Below are 17,108 nucleotides of genomic sequence, written 5' to 3'. Positions count from 1 at the left end.
GCCGCCCCTCAGGTGTAGGTCTCGGAGGGCGGCGCTGTCAATAGTTTGTACTTACATTCGGACCTGCTCGTGAAATGATGTCTTAACAAAGTATTGACAGCGGGCGCGCCAGAGACTTGTATCCCGTGGCATCGCCACAGTCTGTTTGCGGCATCATGATCCGGACTCCGTAAGGCTCCGGGACCACGGATCCCTTCGTGATCCCTCCCCTTTCCCCCGCAGTAGCACAGTGAGGTGCCAGGAAAGATGGACCGCTCTTCTCACCCCCGCTCCCGCAGAATCGCGCCCCTCGTCGCCGTGGCCGCGGCAGCGGCCCTGACTCTCGCCGGCTGCTCCAGCAGTTCCGGGGGCAAGGGTGCCGAGGAAGGCGCTGCGAACGCCTCCGCCGGCAAGGCGACCACGCCGCGCATGACCGTCGCCCTGGTCACCCACCAGGCGCCCGGCGACACCTTCTGGGACACCGTCCGCAAGGGTGCCGAGGCCGCGGCCGCCAAGGACAACATCAAGCTCGTCTACTCCGCCGACCCGAACGCGGGCAACCAGGCCAACCTGGTCCAGAACGCGATCGACCAGAAGGTCGACGGCATCGCCGTCACCCTCGCCAAGCCGGACGCGCTCAAGGGCGTCATAGGCAAGGCCGAGAAGTCCGGCATACCCGTCGTCGGCCTCAACTCCGGCCTGAGCGACTGGAAGAACCTCAACCTGCTGGAGTTCTTCGGCCAGGACGAGTCCGTCGCCGGCGAGGCCTTCGGCAAGAAGCTGAACGAGGTCGGCGCCAAGAAGGTCCTCTGCGTCATGCAGGAGCAGGGCAACGTCGGACTCACCCAGCGCTGCGACGGCGTGGCGAAGACCTTCGAGGGCAAGGTCGACCCGCAGAACGTCAACGGCACCGACATGCCCGCCGTGAAGTCGACGATCACCGCCAAGCTCAAGCAGGACCCCTCCATCGACTACGTCGTCACGCTCGGCGCCCCCTTCGCGCTGACCGCGGTGCAGTCGGTCGGCGACGCCGGCAGCAAGGCGAAGGTCGCCACCTTCGACCTCAACAAGGACCTCATCAAGTCCATCAAGGGCGGCGACATCCAGTTCGCCGTCGACCAGCAGCCCTACCTCCAGGGCTACCTGGCGGTGGACGGCCTGTGGCTCTACAAGAACAACGGCAACTACAGCGGTGGCGGTGAGCAGCCCGTGCTGACCGGCCCGGCCTTCGTCGACAAGTCCAACGTCGACAAGATCGGGGAGTTCGCCGCGAAGGGCAACCGGTGATGAGCATGACCCAGCAGGCCACGCCGGCGGTGGACACGCCGCCGGCTCCCGGCCAGAAGCAGTCCGACGGCCGGACGCGGCAGCGCCCGCTGGCGCTGCGGCTGCTCGCCCGGCCCGAGGTCGGCGTCTTCCTCGGCGCCGTCGCCGTGCTCGTGTTCTTCCTGTTCACGGCGCCGCCGGTACGCGACGGCAGCTCGATGGCCAACATCCTGTACCAGTCGTCGACCATCGGGATCATGGCGCTGCCCGTGGCCCTGCTGATGATCGGCGGCGAGTTCGACCTCTCGGCCGGTGTCGCCGTGATCACCTCGGCGCTGACCGCGTCGATGCTCAGCTACCAGCTCACCCTGAACGTCTGGGTGGGCGTGATCGTCGCCCTGCTCGTGTCGCTCGCGATCGGCGCGTTCAACGGCTGGCTGCTGGTCAAGACCGGCCTGCCGAGCTTCCTGGTCACCCTGGGCACCTTCCTGATCCTGCAGGGCGTGAACCTCGCCGTCACCAAGCTGGTCACCGAGAACGTGGCGACCGACGACATCAGCGACATGGACGGCTTCACCCAGGCGCAGAAGCTCTTCGCCTCGACCTTCAACGTCGGCGGGGTCAACGTCAAGATCACCGTGGTGTGGTGGCTGGTCTTCGCCGCCCTGGCCACCTGGGTGCTGCTGCGCACCAAGTACGGCAACTGGATCTTCGCGGTCGGCGGCAACAAGCATTCCGCCCGGGCCGTCGGCGTCCCGGTGACCTTCACCAAGATCTCCCTGTTCATGCTGGTCGGCTTCGGCGCCTGGTTCGTCGGCATGCACCAGCTGTTCTCGTTCAACACCGTGCAGTCCGGCGAGGGCGTGGGCCAGGAGCTCATCTACATCGCCGCAGCCGTCATCGGCGGCTGTCTGCTCACCGGTGGCTACGGCTCCGCGATCGGCCCGGTCTTCGGCGCCTTCATGTTCGGCATGGTGCAGCAGGGCATCGTCTACGCCGGCTGGAACCCCGACTGGTTCAAGGCCTTCCTCGGCGTGATGCTCCTCGGCGCCGTCCTCATCAATCTGTGGGTCCAGCGCACGGCGACCCGGAGGTGACCGCAATGACCAGCGAAGCAACCGCCACCGACGAGGCCGCCACCAAGGACGCCGCTCTTGTCGAACTCAAGGGCGCCGGCAAGTCCTACGGCAACATCCGCGCCCTGCACGGCGTCGACCTCACCGTCCACCCCGGCAAGGTGACCTGCGTCCTCGGCGACAACGGCGCCGGCAAGTCCACCCTCATCAAGATCATCTCCGGGCTGCACCAGCACACCGAGGGCGAGTTCCTCGTCGACGGCGCACCGGTGCGCTTCTCCACCCCGCGCGAGGCCCTCGACAAGGGCATCGCCACGGTGTACCAGGACCTCGCCGTCGTCCCGCTGATGCCGGTGTGGCGCAACTTCTTCCTCGGCTCCGAGATCACCAAGGGCCCCTGGCCGGTCCGCCGTCTCGACATCGAGAAGATGAAGAAGACCGCGGACGAGGAACTGCGCAACATGGGCATCGTCCTGGACGACGTGGAGCAGCCCATCGGCACGCTCTCCGGCGGCCAGCGCCAGTGCGTGGCCATCGCCCGCGCCGTCTACTTCGGCGCCCGCGTCCTGATCCTCGACGAGCCGACCGCCGCCCTCGGCGTCAAGCAGTCCGGTGTCGTACTGAAGTACATCGCCGCCGCCCGCGAGAAGGGCCTGGGCGTCATCTTCATCACCCACAACCCGCACCACGCCTACATGGTCGGCGACCACTTCAGCGTGCTGCGCCTCGGCACCATGGAACTGTCCGCCTCCCGCAGCGAGGTCAGCCTCGAGGAGCTGACCAACCACATGGCCGGCGGTACCGAACTGGCCTCCCTCAAGCACGAGTTGGCGCAGGTACGCGGCGTCGACGTCGAAGAGCTCCCCGAGGCGGGAGACCTCACCGCCCCCGTAGCCTCGTCTTCGGAAGGAAAGTCCTGACATGGCCCTCGCGCTCGACCGCATCCGGGTCGGCTCCGCCCCCGACTCCTGGGGCGTCTGGTTCCCCGACGACCCCCAGCAGGTGCCCTGGGTACGCTTCCTCGACGAGGTCGCCGAAGCCGGCTACTCGTGGATCGAACTCGGCCCGTACGGCTACCTGCCGACCGACCCGGCCCGGCTCACCGACGAGGTGACCAAGCGGAACCTCAAGGTCTCCGCCGGCACCATCTTCTGCGGTCTGCACCGCGGCCCCTCCGAGTGGGACTCCACCTGGGAGCAGGTCAGCAACGTCGCCGCGCTCACCCAGGCCATGGATGCCAAGCACCTCGTCGTCATCCCGTCTTTCTGGCGCGACGACAAGACCGCCGAGATCCTGGAGCCCCCGGAGCTCACCACCGAGCAGTGGCGCAACCTCACCACGGGCATGGAGCGCCTCGGCCGTGAGGTGAAGGACAAGTACGGCCTGGACATCGTCGTCCACCCGCACGCCGACACCCACATCGACACCGAGGAGCACGTCGAGCAGTTCCTCGACTCGACCGACTCCGACCACGTCAACCTCTGCCTGGACACCGGGCACTACGCCTACTGCGGCGGCGACAGCGTCAAGCTGATCGAGACGTACGGCGAGCGCATCGGCTATCTGCACCTCAAGCAGGTCGACCCCGAGATCCTCGCCGACGTCGTCAAGAACGAGATCCCGTTCGGCCCCGCCGTGCAGCGCGGTGTGATGTGCGAACCGCCCGCCGGCGTCCCCGAGCTGGGCCCGGTCCTGACGGCCGCGCAGAAGCTCGGCGTGGACCTCTTCGCCATCGTCGAGCAGGACATGTACCCCTGCGAGCCGGACAAGCCGCTGCCGATCGCGGTGCGCACCCGTAAGTTCCTGAGGTCCTGCGGCGCCTGACGACCCGAAAGGACGGCCATGACTGAGCGCGCCACCACCCTTGGAGTCGCGGTCATCGGTACCGGAAGGATGGGCGCCGACCATGTGCGCCGCATCCATGAGGTCACCAGCGGAGCACGGGTGACAGCCGTCGTGGACGTCGACGCGGAACGCGCGAAAACCGTCGCCGCCCGCGTCGACGGCTGCTCCGCCTACACGGACCCGGCCGCCGCGATGGCGGCGGCCGACGTCGACGCCGTCCTGATCGCCTCACCGGGCCCGGCCCACGAGGCCACCCTGCTCGCCGCCTTCGAGCACGATCTGCCCGTCCTGTGCGAGAAGCCCCTCACCCCCGACGCGGCCTCCGCCCTGCGCGTCCTCGAAGCCGAAACGCGCCTCGGCCACCGCCGGGTCCAGGTCGGCTTCATGCGCCGCTACGACCCCGAGTACGCGAAGCTGAAGGCCCTGCTGACCACCGGCCAGCTGGGCCGCCCGCTGATGGTGCACAACCGGCACCGCAACGCGGCCAGCCCGCCCTTCTTCACCAGCACCATGCTCATCACAGACTCCGTCGCCCACGAGGCCGACGCGACCCGCTGGCTCCTCGGCCACGAGATCACGGCCGTCACGGTGCTGCGCCCGACCCCGTCCGCCAACGCCCCCGACGGGCTGCGCGATCCGCAGTTCGTCGTCTTCGAGACCGACGGCGGCGCCCTCTCCGACGTGGAGATCTTCGTCAACTGCGGCTTCGGCTACCAGGTCCAGGCCGAGGTGGTCTGCGAACGCGGCACCGCCCGCATCGGCGACGGCCACGCCCTGGTCACCAACATGGCCGGCCGCTGGGGCGGCACCATCGCCCAGGACTTCACCGAACGCTTCGAGACGGCCTACGACCACGAGATCCAGGCCTGGGTCGACGCCACCAGGCGCGGCGAGGTCACCGGCCCGGGCGTCTGGGACGGCTACGCCGCGGCGGCCGTGTGCGAGGCGGGTGTACGGGCGCTGGAGGACGGCGGGCGGGTGGAGGTCGAGCTGGTGGAGAGACCCGAGCTGTACGTGTGAACAGGCCCGGGGGGTGCCCCCCCGGGCCTGTTTCAGATCCTGGTCCGAGGCCGGGGCGCGAACCCGGCCTCCTGGTAACTGGCGTCGATGAGCTCCATGGTCGTCACCGCGTCGTCCGCGTCCAGCGGCAGCGGAGCGCCCTCCCGCACCCGGGCGGCGAACGCCTCCAGCTGGTAGGTGTACGACGAGCGCGTCCCGAGCCGTTCCGTGCGCTCGCCCTCCGGGGTGAGGACCACGATCCGGTCGTCCAGCTGCGGCAGCACGAAGTTCGGGGCCGTCGCCTCGCCCCGGGAGCCGACGATCCGGATGCTCATCTCCAGCCCGTCGTACGCCATGTGACAGCGGGCGGAGCCCGTGGCACCGCCGGGGAACTCCAGATCGGCGTCCAGCCACTCGTCGACCCCGGGCGCGCCGGCCCGCTCCCCGCCCCGGGCCCCGGCCAGGCGCGGTGCGCCGCCCGCCCAGGGGGCCAGCATCCGCAGCGCGTGCAGGCCGTAGCAGCCCAGGTCCATCAGGGCGCCGCCGGCCAGCGGCAGCGACCAGCGCGGGTCGGTGTCCGGCGGCGCGGCGATGGCGACCATGGCCTCGACGTGCCGCAGTTCGCCGAGTTCACCCGAGTCCAGCAGCTCGTGCAGGCGGCGGGTGACCGGGTGGAAGAGGTAGTGGAAGGCCTCCATGAAGACCGTCCCGGCCTTCTGGGCGGCCTGCCGTACCTCCGCCGCCTCCTGCGCGTTGCTCGCCGACGGCTTCTCCGACAGGACGTGCTTGCCCGCCGCCAGCGCGGCCAGGTTCCACGGGCCGTGCAGGCCGTTGGCGAGCGGGTTGTAGACGACGTCGATCTCGGGATCGGCCACCAGCTCGGCGTACGACCCCGCCACCCGCTCCACACCGTGCTCGGAGGCGAACGCCTCGGCGCGGGCACGGTCGCGGGCGGCCACCGCGACGAGCCGGTGGCCGGTCGCCCGGGCCGGATCGATCAGGGAGCGTTCGGTGATCCGCGCGGCTCCCAGCAGTCCTATGCGCAGGGGTTCCCGGTCTGGTTCGCTCATGCCTGCCATTCCTCCTCGTTGTGGCCTCGCGTGGTACGGATCCTGGTCGCCCTGCGGGCGGTCGCGGCGTAGCGTGATCAGTGCCTCCGAGGGGAGCGGTGATGAGTACAGCACGCGACTTGATGATCGTGGCGATGGACGCGGCCGCCGGCCGGCCGGTGACGCAGGGTGACCTGTCGCTCGGGCTGGCCGGGGCCGAGGTGATCGACTTGCTCGGTGCCGAGGTGGTGACGCTGGACGCCGACCGCATCGTGTCCCGCCCGGCGCCGCCCCTCGACGACCCGCTGCTGGAGCAGGCCGCGACGGCGCTGGTGCGTGACAAGCCGTACGAGCCGATCGAGGACTGGCTGTGGCGCAGGGGCCGTGGACTGGCCCAGGAGTACCTGACCGTCCTCGAGGAAGAGGGGCTCCTCTCACGGCCGCGAGCCTCCTGGATCCGCTTCCGCGGCACCATGCCGACGCCGGTCGAGTCCCCTGCCCGGCAGCGCGCCCGGCACCGCCGGGCGACCGACGAGCCGGTGCTCACCACACTCGCGGCGGCCGTCGGAGCGCGCGACGAGGTACCCGAGGACCTTCCGTTGCCCGACGACGCGGCCCAGGCCGTGTTCGCCGCGGTGGCCGACGCCGTGGCGGAACTGGGCGCCGTCCGCCGTCGACGGGCCATCGAGGACGAGGCGTTCGCCAACGTCTGGCGCGCTCCGTGAGCCGCGGGTGCCAGGGCCCGCCCCCCTGAGCGGAACGTCAGACCGCCCGCACCTCCTCGATGGTCACGGGACGGTGCTCGTGCAGCGACAGGGTGCACGCGTCGGCGATCCAGCCCGCTTCCAGGGCGTCCTCGATCGTGCAGGGGGAGGGGCGGGCGCCGGCGACGACCTCGGTGAAAGCGGTCAGTTCGGCGCGGTAGGCCTCGGTGAAGCGGTCCATGAAGAAGTCGTGCGGGGTGCCCGCGGGGAAGGTCACGCCCGGCTCGACCGAGCGCAGCGGCAGCTTGTCCTCCAGGCCGACGGCGATGGAGTCCGTGAAGCCGTGGATCTCCATGCGGACGTCGTAACCACGGGCGTTGTGGCGGGAGTTGGAGACCACGGCGATCGTGCCGTCGTCGAGGGTGAGGATCGCGCCGGTGGTGTCGGCGTCGCCGGCCTCCTTGATGAAGTCGGCGCCGCGGTTGCCGCCGACGGCGTACACCTCCGTCACCTCACGGCCGGTCACCCAGCGGATGATGTCGAAGTCGTGCACCGAGCAGTCGCGGAAGATGCCGCCGGAGGCGGCGATGTACGCGGCCGGCGGCGGCGCCGGGTCCAGCGTGGTCGAGCGCACGGTGTGCAGCGTGCCGAGCTCACCGCTCTGCACGGCGGCGCGGGCGTTGACGAACCCGGCGTCGAAGCGGCGGTTGTAGCCGATCTGGATCGGCACGTCCCTGCCCCGGACGGCCTTGAGGACCTCGACGCCCTCGCTCATGGTCTTGGCGACGGGCTTCTCGCAGAAGACGGGGACCCCGGCCTCGACCCCGGCCAGGATCAGCGCCGGGTGGGCGTCGGTCGCCGCCGCGACGACGATGCCGTCCACGCCGGCGGCCAGCAGGGCCTCGGGCGAGTCCACGACCTCGGCGCCGAACCGCTCGGCCGCGGCCTTGGCGGCACCCGCGAACGGGTCGGTGACGACGAGCGACTCGACGGCGTCGAGCCCGGACAGGGTCTCGGCGTGGAAGGCGCCGATACGGCCGAGGCCGAGGATTCCGATACGCATGGGGTGTTGCTCCTTGTTGCAGGGTTGGTGCGCCCCCTCAGGGGCGCGGGGAACTGCGCGACCAGCCACCGCGGCGCCGCACACGGCCAATCACAGAACGCGGCACATCCTCAGTCGAGCCCACCGAGCACGTTCTGATCCCAATCGATGATCGACCCGGTGACCACCCCGGACCGGTCCGACAACAGCAGGACCACGAAGTCGGCGATCTCGTCCGGCTGGCCCAGCTTGCCCATCGGCAGCTTCTCCGCGGCCTGCTCACGCCAGTCGTCCCCAGCTCCGTGGAACGCCCGCTGCGTCGCGTCCTCGCCCTCGGTCGCGGTCCAGCCGATGTTCAGCCCGTTGATCCGGACCCGGTCCCACCGGTGCGCGTGCGCGGCGTTGCGGGTCAGCCCGATCAGCCCCGCCTTCGCCGCGACGTACGGCGCGAGGAACGGCTGCCCGCCGTGCGCCGACGACGTGATGATGTTGACGACCGTGCCGGGCGCCTCGCGCGCCACCATGTCCGCGACCGCCGCCTGCATGGCGAAGAACGGTCCCTTGAGGTTGATCCCGATGTGCTGGTCGAACAGCTCGGGCGTGGTGTCCAGCAGCGTTCCGCGGGAGGTCAGCCCGGCGGAGTTCACGAGGCAGTCGACGCGGCCGTACGCCTGGACGACCCGGGCCACGGAGGCCTTCGCCTGCTCGGCGTCCGACAGATCGGCCCGTATGTACAGGGCCTTGCCGCCTCCGGCGATCAGCTCCTCCACCAAGGCCTCGCCGGGCTCGGGGCGCCGCCCGGTGACGGCCACGACCGCCCCCTCGCGGACCGCGGCCCGCGCTACTGCGGCGCCGACGCCCTGGCTGCCGCCGTTGACCAGGACGATCCGGTCGTCCAGAAGTCCCATGAAGTCCCTCAGCTCTCTGAAGCTCTCTGAATCTCTTTCGCCGGCTCTCCAGAGCCGGGGCACTAGCTCTCGCGCCGTTCGGTACCGGCCCGCAGCTCCGCACGGAGCACCTCCGGGGTCCACTTCTCGCGCAGCGCCCGCCGCAGCAGATCCGCCTGCGAGGGCGGGGCCAGGCCGTCGACCGGCGGGTCGCTGTCGAGGTTGGTGGGGAAGGGGTAGCCCTCGGCGCTCGCCGCGATCACCCGGTCCAGCCACGCCTGGTCGGCGCCCTCGGCCCGGCGCTCGAGCAGCGCCGGGTAGACCGCGTTCGCCACGGCCTCCCGGTCCACCGTCTCCATCGCGCGCCCGAACGCGGACGACACCTGCAGTAGGTTGGCCATACGCCGGATGTCCGCCGAGCGGTTGGTGCCGGCGGCGTGGAAGAGGGCCGGGTTGAAGAAGACCGCGTCGCCCTTCGCGAGCGGCAGCTGCACCTGGTGCGCCTCGAAGTACGCCCGGAACCGCGGAAGCCGCCAGGCGAGATAGCCCGGCTCGTACTTCTGCGAGTGCGGCAGGTACATCGTCGGTCCGGACTCCACCGGCATGTCGCAGTGCGCGACCGCGCCCTGGAGGGTCAGCACGGGGGAGAGGCGGTGCACGTGCGCGGGGTAGGCGGCGGCGACCTCGTTGGACAGGAAGCCCAGGTGGTAGTCGCGGTGCGCGCTCTGCGCGGCGCCGCCCGGGTTGACCACGTTGAGCTGGGAGGTGACCTGGTAGCCGGGGCCCAGCCAGGCCGTGGCGACCAGCGCGAGCACCTCGTTGGCGTAGTAGTCGGCGAAGGTCTCCGCGTCGTACAGGGCCGCCTTCTCCAGCGCGTTCCACACCCGGTCGTTGGCGCCCGGCTTCGCGAAGTGGTCACCGGCCGTCGCGCCCGAGGCGCGCTGCTCGGCGATCAGGGCGTCGAACACGGCGGTGGCCCGGTCCACGACGTCCGGGTCGGGAAAGGCACCGCGGAAGACGACGATGCCGGGACCGTCGGCGAGCGCCCGGGACAGCTCGGCCTGGACCACCCGGTCGCCCTCCAGCAGACCGGTGTCGTAGACCGGCACGTTCCGCTCCACGGCGGAGGCGTGCGGATAGTCGGCGGGGTCCGTCTCCTGCTCGACCAGCGCGCGGAACGCGTCGAGATCGCAGTCCTGCTCGGACAGCCAGGCACGGTGGTGTACGGAAGTGAAGGACATCGTCGTCCCTTCGGGGTCACAGAGCGACGCAGCCCTGTCATTCTTGTCAGTACAAACCCCTCGAACAACCAGCAGGCAGCCATCAAAAACCCCTCAAGGAGCCGGCGCATGGGCCACCCCTTCCCGATCCGGGAGATCGCTCGTCAGGCGGGACTGAGCGAGGCGACCGTCGACCGGGTGCTCAACGGCCGGGGCGGGGTGCGGGAGAGCACCGCACGCGAGGTGCGCCGGGCGATAGCCGACCTGGACCGGCAGCGCACGCAGGTCCGGCTCGTCGGCCGGACGTTCATGGTCGACATCGTGATGCAGGCACCCGAGCGCTTCACCACGGCGATCCGCGCCGCCCTGGAGGCCGAGCTGCCGTCCCTGCATCCGGCGGTGCTGCGCTCCCGCTTCCACTTCCGCGAGACCGGCCCGGTCGGGGAACTGGTGCGCACCCTGGACCGGATCGCCCGGCGCGGCTCGCAGGGCGTGATCCTCAAGGCCCCGGACGTCCCCGAGGTCACCGCCGCCGTCGGCCGGCTCGAAGCCGCCGGCATCCCGGTCGTGACCCTGGTGACCGACCTGCCCGCCAGCGCCCGCCGCGCCTATGTCGGCATCGACGACCGGGCGGCGGGGGCGACGGCCGCGTATCTGATGGGACAGTGGCTCGGCGACCGGCCGGGCAACATCCTCACCAGCCTCAGCAGCGGCTTCTTCCGCAACGAGGAGGAGCGCGAGATGGGCTTCCGCGGCGGGATGCGCGCCCGGCACCCCGAGCGCACGCTGGTCGAGATCGCCGAGGGGCAGGGCCTGGACGCCACCCAGTACGACCTCGTGCGGGCCGCGCTGGAACGCGACCCGGAGATCCGCGCGGTGTACTCGATCGGCGGCGGCAACATCGCCACGCTCAGGGCGTTCGAGGACCTCGGCCGCGAGTGCGCCGTGTTCGTCGCGCACGACCTCGACCACGACAACACCCGGCTGCTGCGCGAGCACCGCCTGTCCGCCGTGCTCCACCACGACCTGCGCCAGGACGTACGCGAGGCCTGCCACACCCTCATGCGGGCGCACGACGCGCTGCCGCCGGCGGGACCGACCCTGCCGTCGGCGATCCAGGTGGTGACGCCGTACAACATGCCGCCGCAGGCCCCGGGTGTGTGAGGTGGGGTGAGGCCGGTACGTGGCCGGGCGTGGATGCCGAACGTGTCGCGGCGCGGCCCTTACCGTCGTGCCCATGTGGACATCACGCCCGGACGGCGGGCCCGACCGGTTGCTGACGCTCGCCGACGGTGTGTTCGCCATCGCCATCACGCTGCTGGTCCTGGACCTCTACGTACCGCGGGGACTGGACGCGGACCAGTACGACCAGGCGCTGCGCCGGCTGCTCCCGGATCTCGGGGCCTACGTGCTCAGCGTCACGGTGCTCGGCAGCTTCTGGCACGACCATCGCAGGATCTTCCGTGATGTGCGGGAGGTCGACGGACAGGTGATCACCCTGTGCATCGCCGGACTGGGTGTCGCGGCCCTGGTGCCCTTCCCGACCAGGCTGCTCGCGGAGTACGGCGACGAGCCCGTCTCGGTCGCCGTCTACGGGGCGGCGGTCGCCGCGATGGGCGCCGGCCACCTGGCGCTGGCCGCCGTCCTGGCCAAACGCCCCTGGCTTCGCCACGGCACCCCATCGGAGGCCGGAACCACGCTCTACCTCCTCGACAGCGCCACGATGGTGGCGGTGTTCGCCGTGACCGTCCCGCTGGCCCTGGTGGTGGGATCGCACGCCATGTGGCTGTGGCTCGTCCTCGTCCCGGTGAGGTTCTTCCTCGGCCGCCGCCTCCAGAAGCAGGCGTGAGACGTCATGCCCCCGCGGACACGTCCGCCCACGCACCACTGGCCACCGACCGCGCCATCGCGTCCAGCGCTGCCGCACTGTGCACGGCGTCCTTGAGCGTGGCCCCGTGCGGGGTGCCCTCCGCGATGGAGCGCAGGAAGCGGTACGCCTCGATGACCTTCAGGTCGTCGTACCCCATCGAGTTCGCCGCACCGGGCTGGAACGCGCCGAACTCGCCGTGGCCCGGGCCCACGTACACCGTGGTGACGGACTGGTCCTGGTACGTCGTGCCGCGGCTGATGCCCAGTTCGTTCATGCGGCGGAAGTCCCAGAACACCGCGCCCTTCGTGCCGTGCACCTCGAAGCCGTAGTTGTTCTGCTCGCCGACCGAGACCCGGCAGGCCTCCAGGACACCGCGCGCCCCGGAGGCGAAGCGCAGCAGGCAGCTGACGTAGTCCTCGTTCTCGACGGGGCCGAGTTCCCCGCCGGAGGCGCGGCTGTGGCCGGCCGTGGCGCCGGTCGGGCGGGCCCGCTCGGGCAGGAAGATCGCGGTGTCGGCGGTGAGGGAGGTGATGTCGCCGAGCAGATGCCGGGCCAGGTCGGTGCCGTGCGAGGCCAGGTCGCCCAGCACCCCGCTGCCGCCCCGCTCCCGCTCGTACCGCCAGGTCAGCGCCCCCTCGGGATGAGCCGCGTAGTCGCTGAACAACCGGATGCGGACATGCGTGACCGTGCCGATCTCCCCGGAGGCGATCAGCTCGCGGGCCGCTTCGACGGCGGGCGCGTTGCGGTAGTTGAAGCCGACGGTGCCCCGCACGCCCGCCTCGGCCACCGCGTCCGCCACGGCGCCGGCGTCCTCGGCGGTCAGCCCCACCGGCTTCTCGATCCAGATGTGCTTGCCCGCCTCGGCCATGGCCACGCCGATCTCGCGGTGCAGGAAGTTCGGCGCGGTGATGCTGACCGCCTCGACCCGCGGGTCGGCGACCACCTCGCGCCAGTCACGCGTCGTCGAGGCGAACCCGAACTGCGCGGCGGCCTCCTCGGCCCGGCCCGGCACCTCCTCGGCGACCGTCACCAGCTCCGGGACGAGGGGCAACTGCGGAAAGTGGTGCCGCACACGCGCGTACGCCTGGGTGTGCACCCGCCCCATCCAGCCGAATCCGATGACGGCGACGCCGAGCGTGTCCACCATGAGAGCCCCTCTTTGGACCGTTCCAGAACCTGTCCAGCCCACCCTGAGCGCGGTTTCCCGTGCCTGTCAACCCTTTGACAAGCCGGTGACCTACATGGAACGGTCCATCCCATGAGACCGCCGACGATCCGTGACGTGGCCGAACGGGCCGGCGTCTCCAAGTCGCTGGTCTCCCTGGTGCTGCGCGGCTCCGACCAGGTGCGCCCCGAGAAGCGGGACGCCGTGCTCCGGGCCGCCCGGGAGCTCGGCTACCGGCCCAACGCCGCCGCCCGCAGCCTCAGCGAACAGCGCACCCGCACGGTCGGTGTCCTCCTCAACGACCTGCGCAACCCCTGGTTCGTCGATCTCCTCGACGGCCTGAACTCCCTGCTGCACGCCCACGGTCTGCACATGCTGCTGGCCGACGCGCGCCTCAACCGCCGCACCGGCCAGGACCCGGCCGACCCGCTGCTGGACCTGCGCGTCGACGGGCTGGTCGTGGTCGGCACCCTGCCCGACCCGGCGGCCCTCGGCGCGGTCGCCGCGCGGATGCCGGTCGTCCTGGCGGGCGCCCGTGAGCCGGTGCCGCCCGGGGTGGACCAGGTCGCGGGCGACGACGAGAAGGGCGCCCGGCTGGTCACCGAGCACCTCATCGGCCTCGGCCACCGCCGCGTCGCACACCTCGCCGGCTACGGCGCCGTCGGCGAACTGCGCCGCCGCAGCTTCGAGGCGACGATGCGGGAGCACGGCCTGGCGGACCGGGCCGTCGTCGAGACCGGTGACATGACCGAGGAGGGCGGCTACCGCGCGGCCGTCCGCCTCCTCAACCGCCCCGACCGGCCCACGGCCGTCTTCGCCGTCAACGACATCACCTGCGTCGGCGCCCTCTCGGCGGCGGAGGAACTCGGCCTGCGTGTCCCGCACGACGTGTCCCTCGTCGGCTACGACAACACGAGCATCTCCCGGTTGCGCCATCTGTGGCTCACCACCGTCGACAACGCCGGCCACGAGGTCGGCCGCCGCGCCGCCCGCTTCCTCCTCGACCGTTTCGAACGACCCGGGGGAGAGGGGCGCGTGCACCTCGCGACGCCGACGCTGGAAGTCCGCGGGACGACGTTTCGTTTTCAACGAGGCTGATTCCGGCGGGATTTCCCAAGTCGCCGCCCCCGGCGGGCGGGACTAGAATTTATCCCGACACCCCCAAATCCGAGAGTGCCAAGGCGGCTTGGCGTTTTCTTCTCTTTCCCTCCACATTCGCTGGAGGAGGCATCTCATGAATGCGCATCACGCCGGACAGCAGAGGAACATGCCGGGCCCGGAGGCCCACAAGCCGCTAAGAATGGTTCCGGATGTGGGTGAACACGCGGACGCCGACGGTGTTCTGCGGACGTACGTGGACCCCGGGGCGACCCTGACTCGCGCGCCGACGGCTCGAAAGGCCATCGACCGTTTCATGAGGGCGCGCTCCCATGACCTCAGGACCGAGCGCATCGACCTGCGGGAGGTGGACTCCGCCGAAGGCGCGGCCACACTGCGCGTGCGCTACCAGCAGTTCCACCACGACCTGCCGATCGTGGGCGCCACCGTTCAGGCCGTGGCCGATGTGAACCAGGGCGCCGTCATCCAGGTCGATCACACGGCGGAGGTCGATGTCACGGATGCCCCCGACCCCGGTACGGCCCAGCCGCTCGACGCCGTGCGGAAGAACGCCCTCGCGCCGTTCCAGGGCGATTACGCGTCCGCCGGAATCGTCAGGGACGAGCTGGTGTACCTGCGGGACACGGCCAGGCCCCCGTTGCCGGAGAGCGACTATCCCAGCGCGACGGTCGCCTTGCTGAAAAAGGGGCAGAAGTCCGACGGCGCCCTCCATCTCGTCCACGATCTGCTCGTCGAGACCACCGGCCCCTTCGAACATTTCCGGGTCGTCGTGGACGCCGTCTCCGGGAAGCTGCTCTGGCTCGCCCTCGCGGGGAAATACGTGACGGCCGGCCTCAGAGTCTTCATGCCCGACCCCGTGACCGCGTCCGACGACGCCACCGTGCACGGCGGTTCCAGCGCGGCCACCCTCGACACCTCCTGCCGGGACGTCCAGGCGGAGGTCGCTCCGGCCGCCGGGGGCAGGTTCCGGCTCGACGGGGACTGGTTCCGGTGCACCGACTGGGACACCCCGGCCTTCCCCCAGCCGGAGGAGACGTCGCCGGACTTCACGTACCGGCCCTACCCCGCCGACCGCGCCTTCCTGAGCGCCAACGCCTACTACTGGCTCGATTCCTTCGCGCGCTATCTGCGCACCCTGGGCAATACGACGCTCAACACCAACATGGCCAAGGTCGAGGTCGACGCCCAGGCCTATGACGGCCAGGACCAGAGCGAATGGCACGGCACGTTGTCGCCTCCGCGGATCCGCTTCGGCGAGGGCGGCGCACCCGACGCGGGCGACCTCGGTGTCATCGGCCACGAGTACACCCACGGCGTGTTCGACTGGCTCGACGCCCAGCACGGCGGCTCCGGCTCGTACGAGCACAGCGTCTGCGACGCTCTGCCCGCGATCTACCGCGACCGGTTCAACCCCGACGGGCACCGGCGCACCGAGACGTTCCCCTTCGACAACAACGCGACCGACCGGTGGAGCACCGAGCGACGGCTCGATGTCCCCCAGCGCTTCGACGCTCCGGCGTTCAACGGCTTCGGCGTCAACCTGCGCAACTCGATGCTCGGCACGGCGCTGTGGCGGTGCTACCTGGGCATGGGTGGCGACTCGCCCGATCCCGCCGTACGGATCGCGGCGGCCGACGCGATCAACAGGACGATGCTGGAGATGCTGCTCATCGTGCCGGACGACACCTCCTCGGCCCGCGGCCATGCCGTGAGCATGGCCCGGGGCTGCATCACCGCCGACTCGACGCTCACCGGCGGCCTCTACAGCAAGGTCATGGACGAGGCCTTCGTGAACCAGGGACTGTGGGCGCCGCGGCCGGTGGACGTCTACATCGGCGACAACCCCGCCGACCTCGGCACAGTGCCGAGCGGGAACCCGTTCTGGGAGTCGCCGGACATCTGGGTCCGCAACAACGACATCAGTACGGGCGACAATCCCGAGCTCGGCCACGAGCCGCCCGTCAACGACCGGCCCAACTTCCTCTATGTGCGAGTGCACAACCGAGGGACCCAGGAGGCCGCGAGCGGAGCGTTCCAGGTGGAGGCGTTCCGGTGCGATCCGGGCACGGGGATGCTCTGGCCGACGCACTTCCGGTCGCTGGGCACGGTGGTGATCGACCAGCCGATCCCCGCCGGCGGGGCGGTGCGGGTGGGACCGCTCGTGTGGACCCCGCGGATCGCCGACCACGAATGCCTGGTCGCCGTCGTGCACGGAGCCCCCGACCCCGCCATCACCGCCACCCTCAACGGGCCGGTGCCGCACGGGCACCTGGTGCGGTTCGACAACAACGTGGCGCAGCGGAACGTGGCGCCGCAGCTGGTCACACCGGGCGGCAAGACGCACATGTCGATCACGCTGCGCGGCGGCCTCACCCGGACCACCGGTTCCTGGCACCTGGACGCGACCGCCCTGCCGGACGACAGCCGGGTCTCGATCCGCACGCTGACCCGCGTCACGCGGGACGCGGAGCTGACCGGCTGCACCGTGACCGAGACGGGCGCGGTCCGCTCCACTCTGGAGATGCCCGGAGGCGGAACCGCCGTCGTCGACGGGTTCACGCTGGAGCCCGACGACCGGGTGGCGGCCGACATCACGATCGACTTCTCCCAGCACGCGGAGCACCTCCGGCTCTATCCGTTCGTGGCCGCCCAGTACCAGGACGGGCAGATCGCGGGGCGGATGACCATCCAGATCACGGCCGTGAAGGAACTGGAGGACTTCTTCTTCGGCAACCCGCGCAGCGGCGAACTGCACGTCTCCACCTGCCCGCACTGGTCCAGGCTCGGCGCCGGCAGCAAGGTGCCCTTCCTGCGCGCCGAGGACGCGCTCGCCCGCGGCTACACCGGCTGTGCCTACTGCCGGCCCGCCCTCCACACCGGCTGAGGA

At 70.7% G+C, this 17,108-nt stretch carries 15 protein-coding genes; 10 read left to right on the top strand and 5 right to left on the bottom strand.

Annotated features, from left to right (window positions below; translation table 11 throughout):
• Nucleotides 1-246 precede the first annotated feature (246 nt).
• Genes ACZ58V_RS09445 through ACZ58V_RS09425 form a run of 5 tightly spaced genes read left to right on the top strand, consistent with a single transcriptional unit; the run spans nucleotide 247 to nucleotide 5,186 of the window.
• Nucleotides 247-1,266: a sugar ABC transporter substrate-binding protein gene (locus ACZ58V_RS09445; protein WP_471289270.1), complete on the top strand. Its 1,020-nt coding sequence runs from the start codon at nucleotides 247-249 to the stop codon at nucleotides 1,264-1,266.
• Nucleotides 1,266-2,342: an ABC transporter permease gene (locus tag ACZ58V_RS09440; RefSeq protein WP_468184657.1), complete on the top strand. Its 1,077-nt coding sequence runs from the start codon at nucleotides 1,266-1,268 to the stop codon at nucleotides 2,340-2,342. Before ACZ58V_RS09445 ends, ACZ58V_RS09440 begins: the two co-directional genes overlap by 1 nt.
• Nucleotides 2,343-2,347: 5 nt before the next feature.
• Complete coding sequence (locus ACZ58V_RS09435; protein ID WP_471289268.1) at nucleotides 2,348-3,241, top strand: ATP-binding cassette domain-containing protein; 894 nt, start codon at nucleotides 2,348-2,350, stop codon at nucleotides 3,239-3,241.
• 1 nt (nucleotide 3,242) lies between these two features.
• Nucleotides 3,243-4,145, top strand: a complete 903-nt coding sequence (locus ACZ58V_RS09430) for a sugar phosphate isomerase/epimerase family protein (protein WP_468184661.1) — start codon at nucleotides 3,243-3,245, stop codon at nucleotides 4,143-4,145.
• Nucleotides 4,146-4,163: 18 nt separating this feature from the next.
• A complete protein-coding gene (locus tag ACZ58V_RS09425; protein WP_471289266.1) occupies nucleotides 4,164-5,186 on the top strand; it encodes a Gfo/Idh/MocA family protein in 1,023 nt (340 codons plus the stop codon).
• A gap of 32 nt (nucleotides 5,187-5,218) precedes the next feature.
• On the opposite strand, the gene ACZ58V_RS09420 is transcribed toward ACZ58V_RS09425, so the two are convergent.
• Nucleotides 5,219-6,235, bottom strand: coding sequence for a Gfo/Idh/MocA family protein (locus tag ACZ58V_RS09420; RefSeq protein ID WP_471289264.1), 1,017 nt, complete (start codon nucleotides 6,233-6,235; stop codon nucleotides 5,219-5,221).
• A 101-nt stretch (nucleotides 6,236-6,336) separates the two neighbouring features.
• Here ACZ58V_RS09420 and ACZ58V_RS09415 point away from each other — a divergent pair, with 101 nt between their 5' ends.
• Nucleotides 6,337-6,939 (top strand): GOLPH3/VPS74 family protein, encoded by a 603-nt coding sequence (locus ACZ58V_RS09415; RefSeq protein WP_468184669.1) that lies wholly within the window; start codon nucleotides 6,337-6,339, stop codon nucleotides 6,937-6,939.
• Between the two features lie 37 nt (nucleotides 6,940-6,976).
• On the opposite strand, the gene ACZ58V_RS09410 is transcribed toward ACZ58V_RS09415, so the two are convergent.
• The 3 genes from ACZ58V_RS09410 to ACZ58V_RS09400 all read right to left on the bottom strand — a co-directional run bounded on the left by ACZ58V_RS09410 (nucleotide 6,977) and on the right by ACZ58V_RS09400 (nucleotide 10,088).
• Entirely contained in the window at nucleotides 6,977-7,981 is a 1,005-nt protein-coding gene (locus ACZ58V_RS09410; protein WP_471289261.1) for a Gfo/Idh/MocA family protein, read from the bottom strand.
• 110 nt (nucleotides 7,982-8,091) lie between these two features.
• Nucleotides 8,092-8,868 carry an SDR family oxidoreductase gene (locus tag ACZ58V_RS09405; protein ID WP_468184674.1) on the bottom strand — a complete coding sequence of 259 codons (777 nt, stop codon included), beginning with the start codon at nucleotides 8,866-8,868 and terminating at the stop codon, nucleotides 8,092-8,094.
• A 62-nt stretch (nucleotides 8,869-8,930) separates the two neighbouring features.
• On the bottom strand, nucleotides 8,931-10,088 hold the full coding sequence (locus tag ACZ58V_RS09400; RefSeq protein WP_471289258.1) for a phytanoyl-CoA dioxygenase family protein: 1,158 nt from the start codon (nucleotides 10,086-10,088) through the stop codon (nucleotides 8,931-8,933).
• Between the two features lie 108 nt (nucleotides 10,089-10,196).
• On the opposite strand from ACZ58V_RS09400, the gene ACZ58V_RS09395 reads away from it, so the two are divergent.
• Nucleotides 10,197-11,231: a LacI family DNA-binding transcriptional regulator gene (locus ACZ58V_RS09395; RefSeq protein WP_471289255.1), complete on the top strand. Its 1,035-nt coding sequence runs from the start codon at nucleotides 10,197-10,199 to the stop codon at nucleotides 11,229-11,231.
• Nucleotides 11,232-11,304: 73 nt separating this feature from the next.
• A complete protein-coding gene (locus ACZ58V_RS09390; RefSeq protein ID WP_468184681.1) occupies nucleotides 11,305-11,916 on the top strand; it encodes a TMEM175 family protein in 612 nt (203 codons plus the stop codon).
• A gap of 4 nt (nucleotides 11,917-11,920) precedes the next feature.
• On the opposite strand, the gene ACZ58V_RS09385 is transcribed toward ACZ58V_RS09390, so the two are convergent.
• A complete protein-coding gene (locus ACZ58V_RS09385) occupies nucleotides 11,921-13,084 on the bottom strand; it encodes a Gfo/Idh/MocA family protein (RefSeq protein WP_468184683.1) in 1,164 nt (387 codons plus the stop codon).
• 111 nt (nucleotides 13,085-13,195) lie between these two features.
• Here ACZ58V_RS09385 and ACZ58V_RS09380 point away from each other — a divergent pair, with 111 nt between their 5' ends.
• Nucleotides 13,196-14,200 (top strand): LacI family DNA-binding transcriptional regulator, encoded by a 1,005-nt coding sequence (locus ACZ58V_RS09380; RefSeq protein WP_471289252.1) that lies wholly within the window; start codon nucleotides 13,196-13,198, stop codon nucleotides 14,198-14,200.
• A gap of 316 nt (nucleotides 14,201-14,516) precedes the next feature.
• On the top strand, nucleotides 14,517-17,105 hold the full coding sequence (locus ACZ58V_RS09375; RefSeq protein WP_471289249.1) for a hypothetical protein: 2,589 nt from the start codon (nucleotides 14,517-14,519) through the stop codon (nucleotides 17,103-17,105).
• The last annotated feature ends 3 nt before the right edge of the window (nucleotides 17,106-17,108 follow it).

Source organism: Streptomyces sp. NPDC040589 (assembly GCF_055594445.1).
Note: the sequence above shows the minus strand (reverse complement) of the source record. Positions and strands in the feature narration are given on the sequence as shown.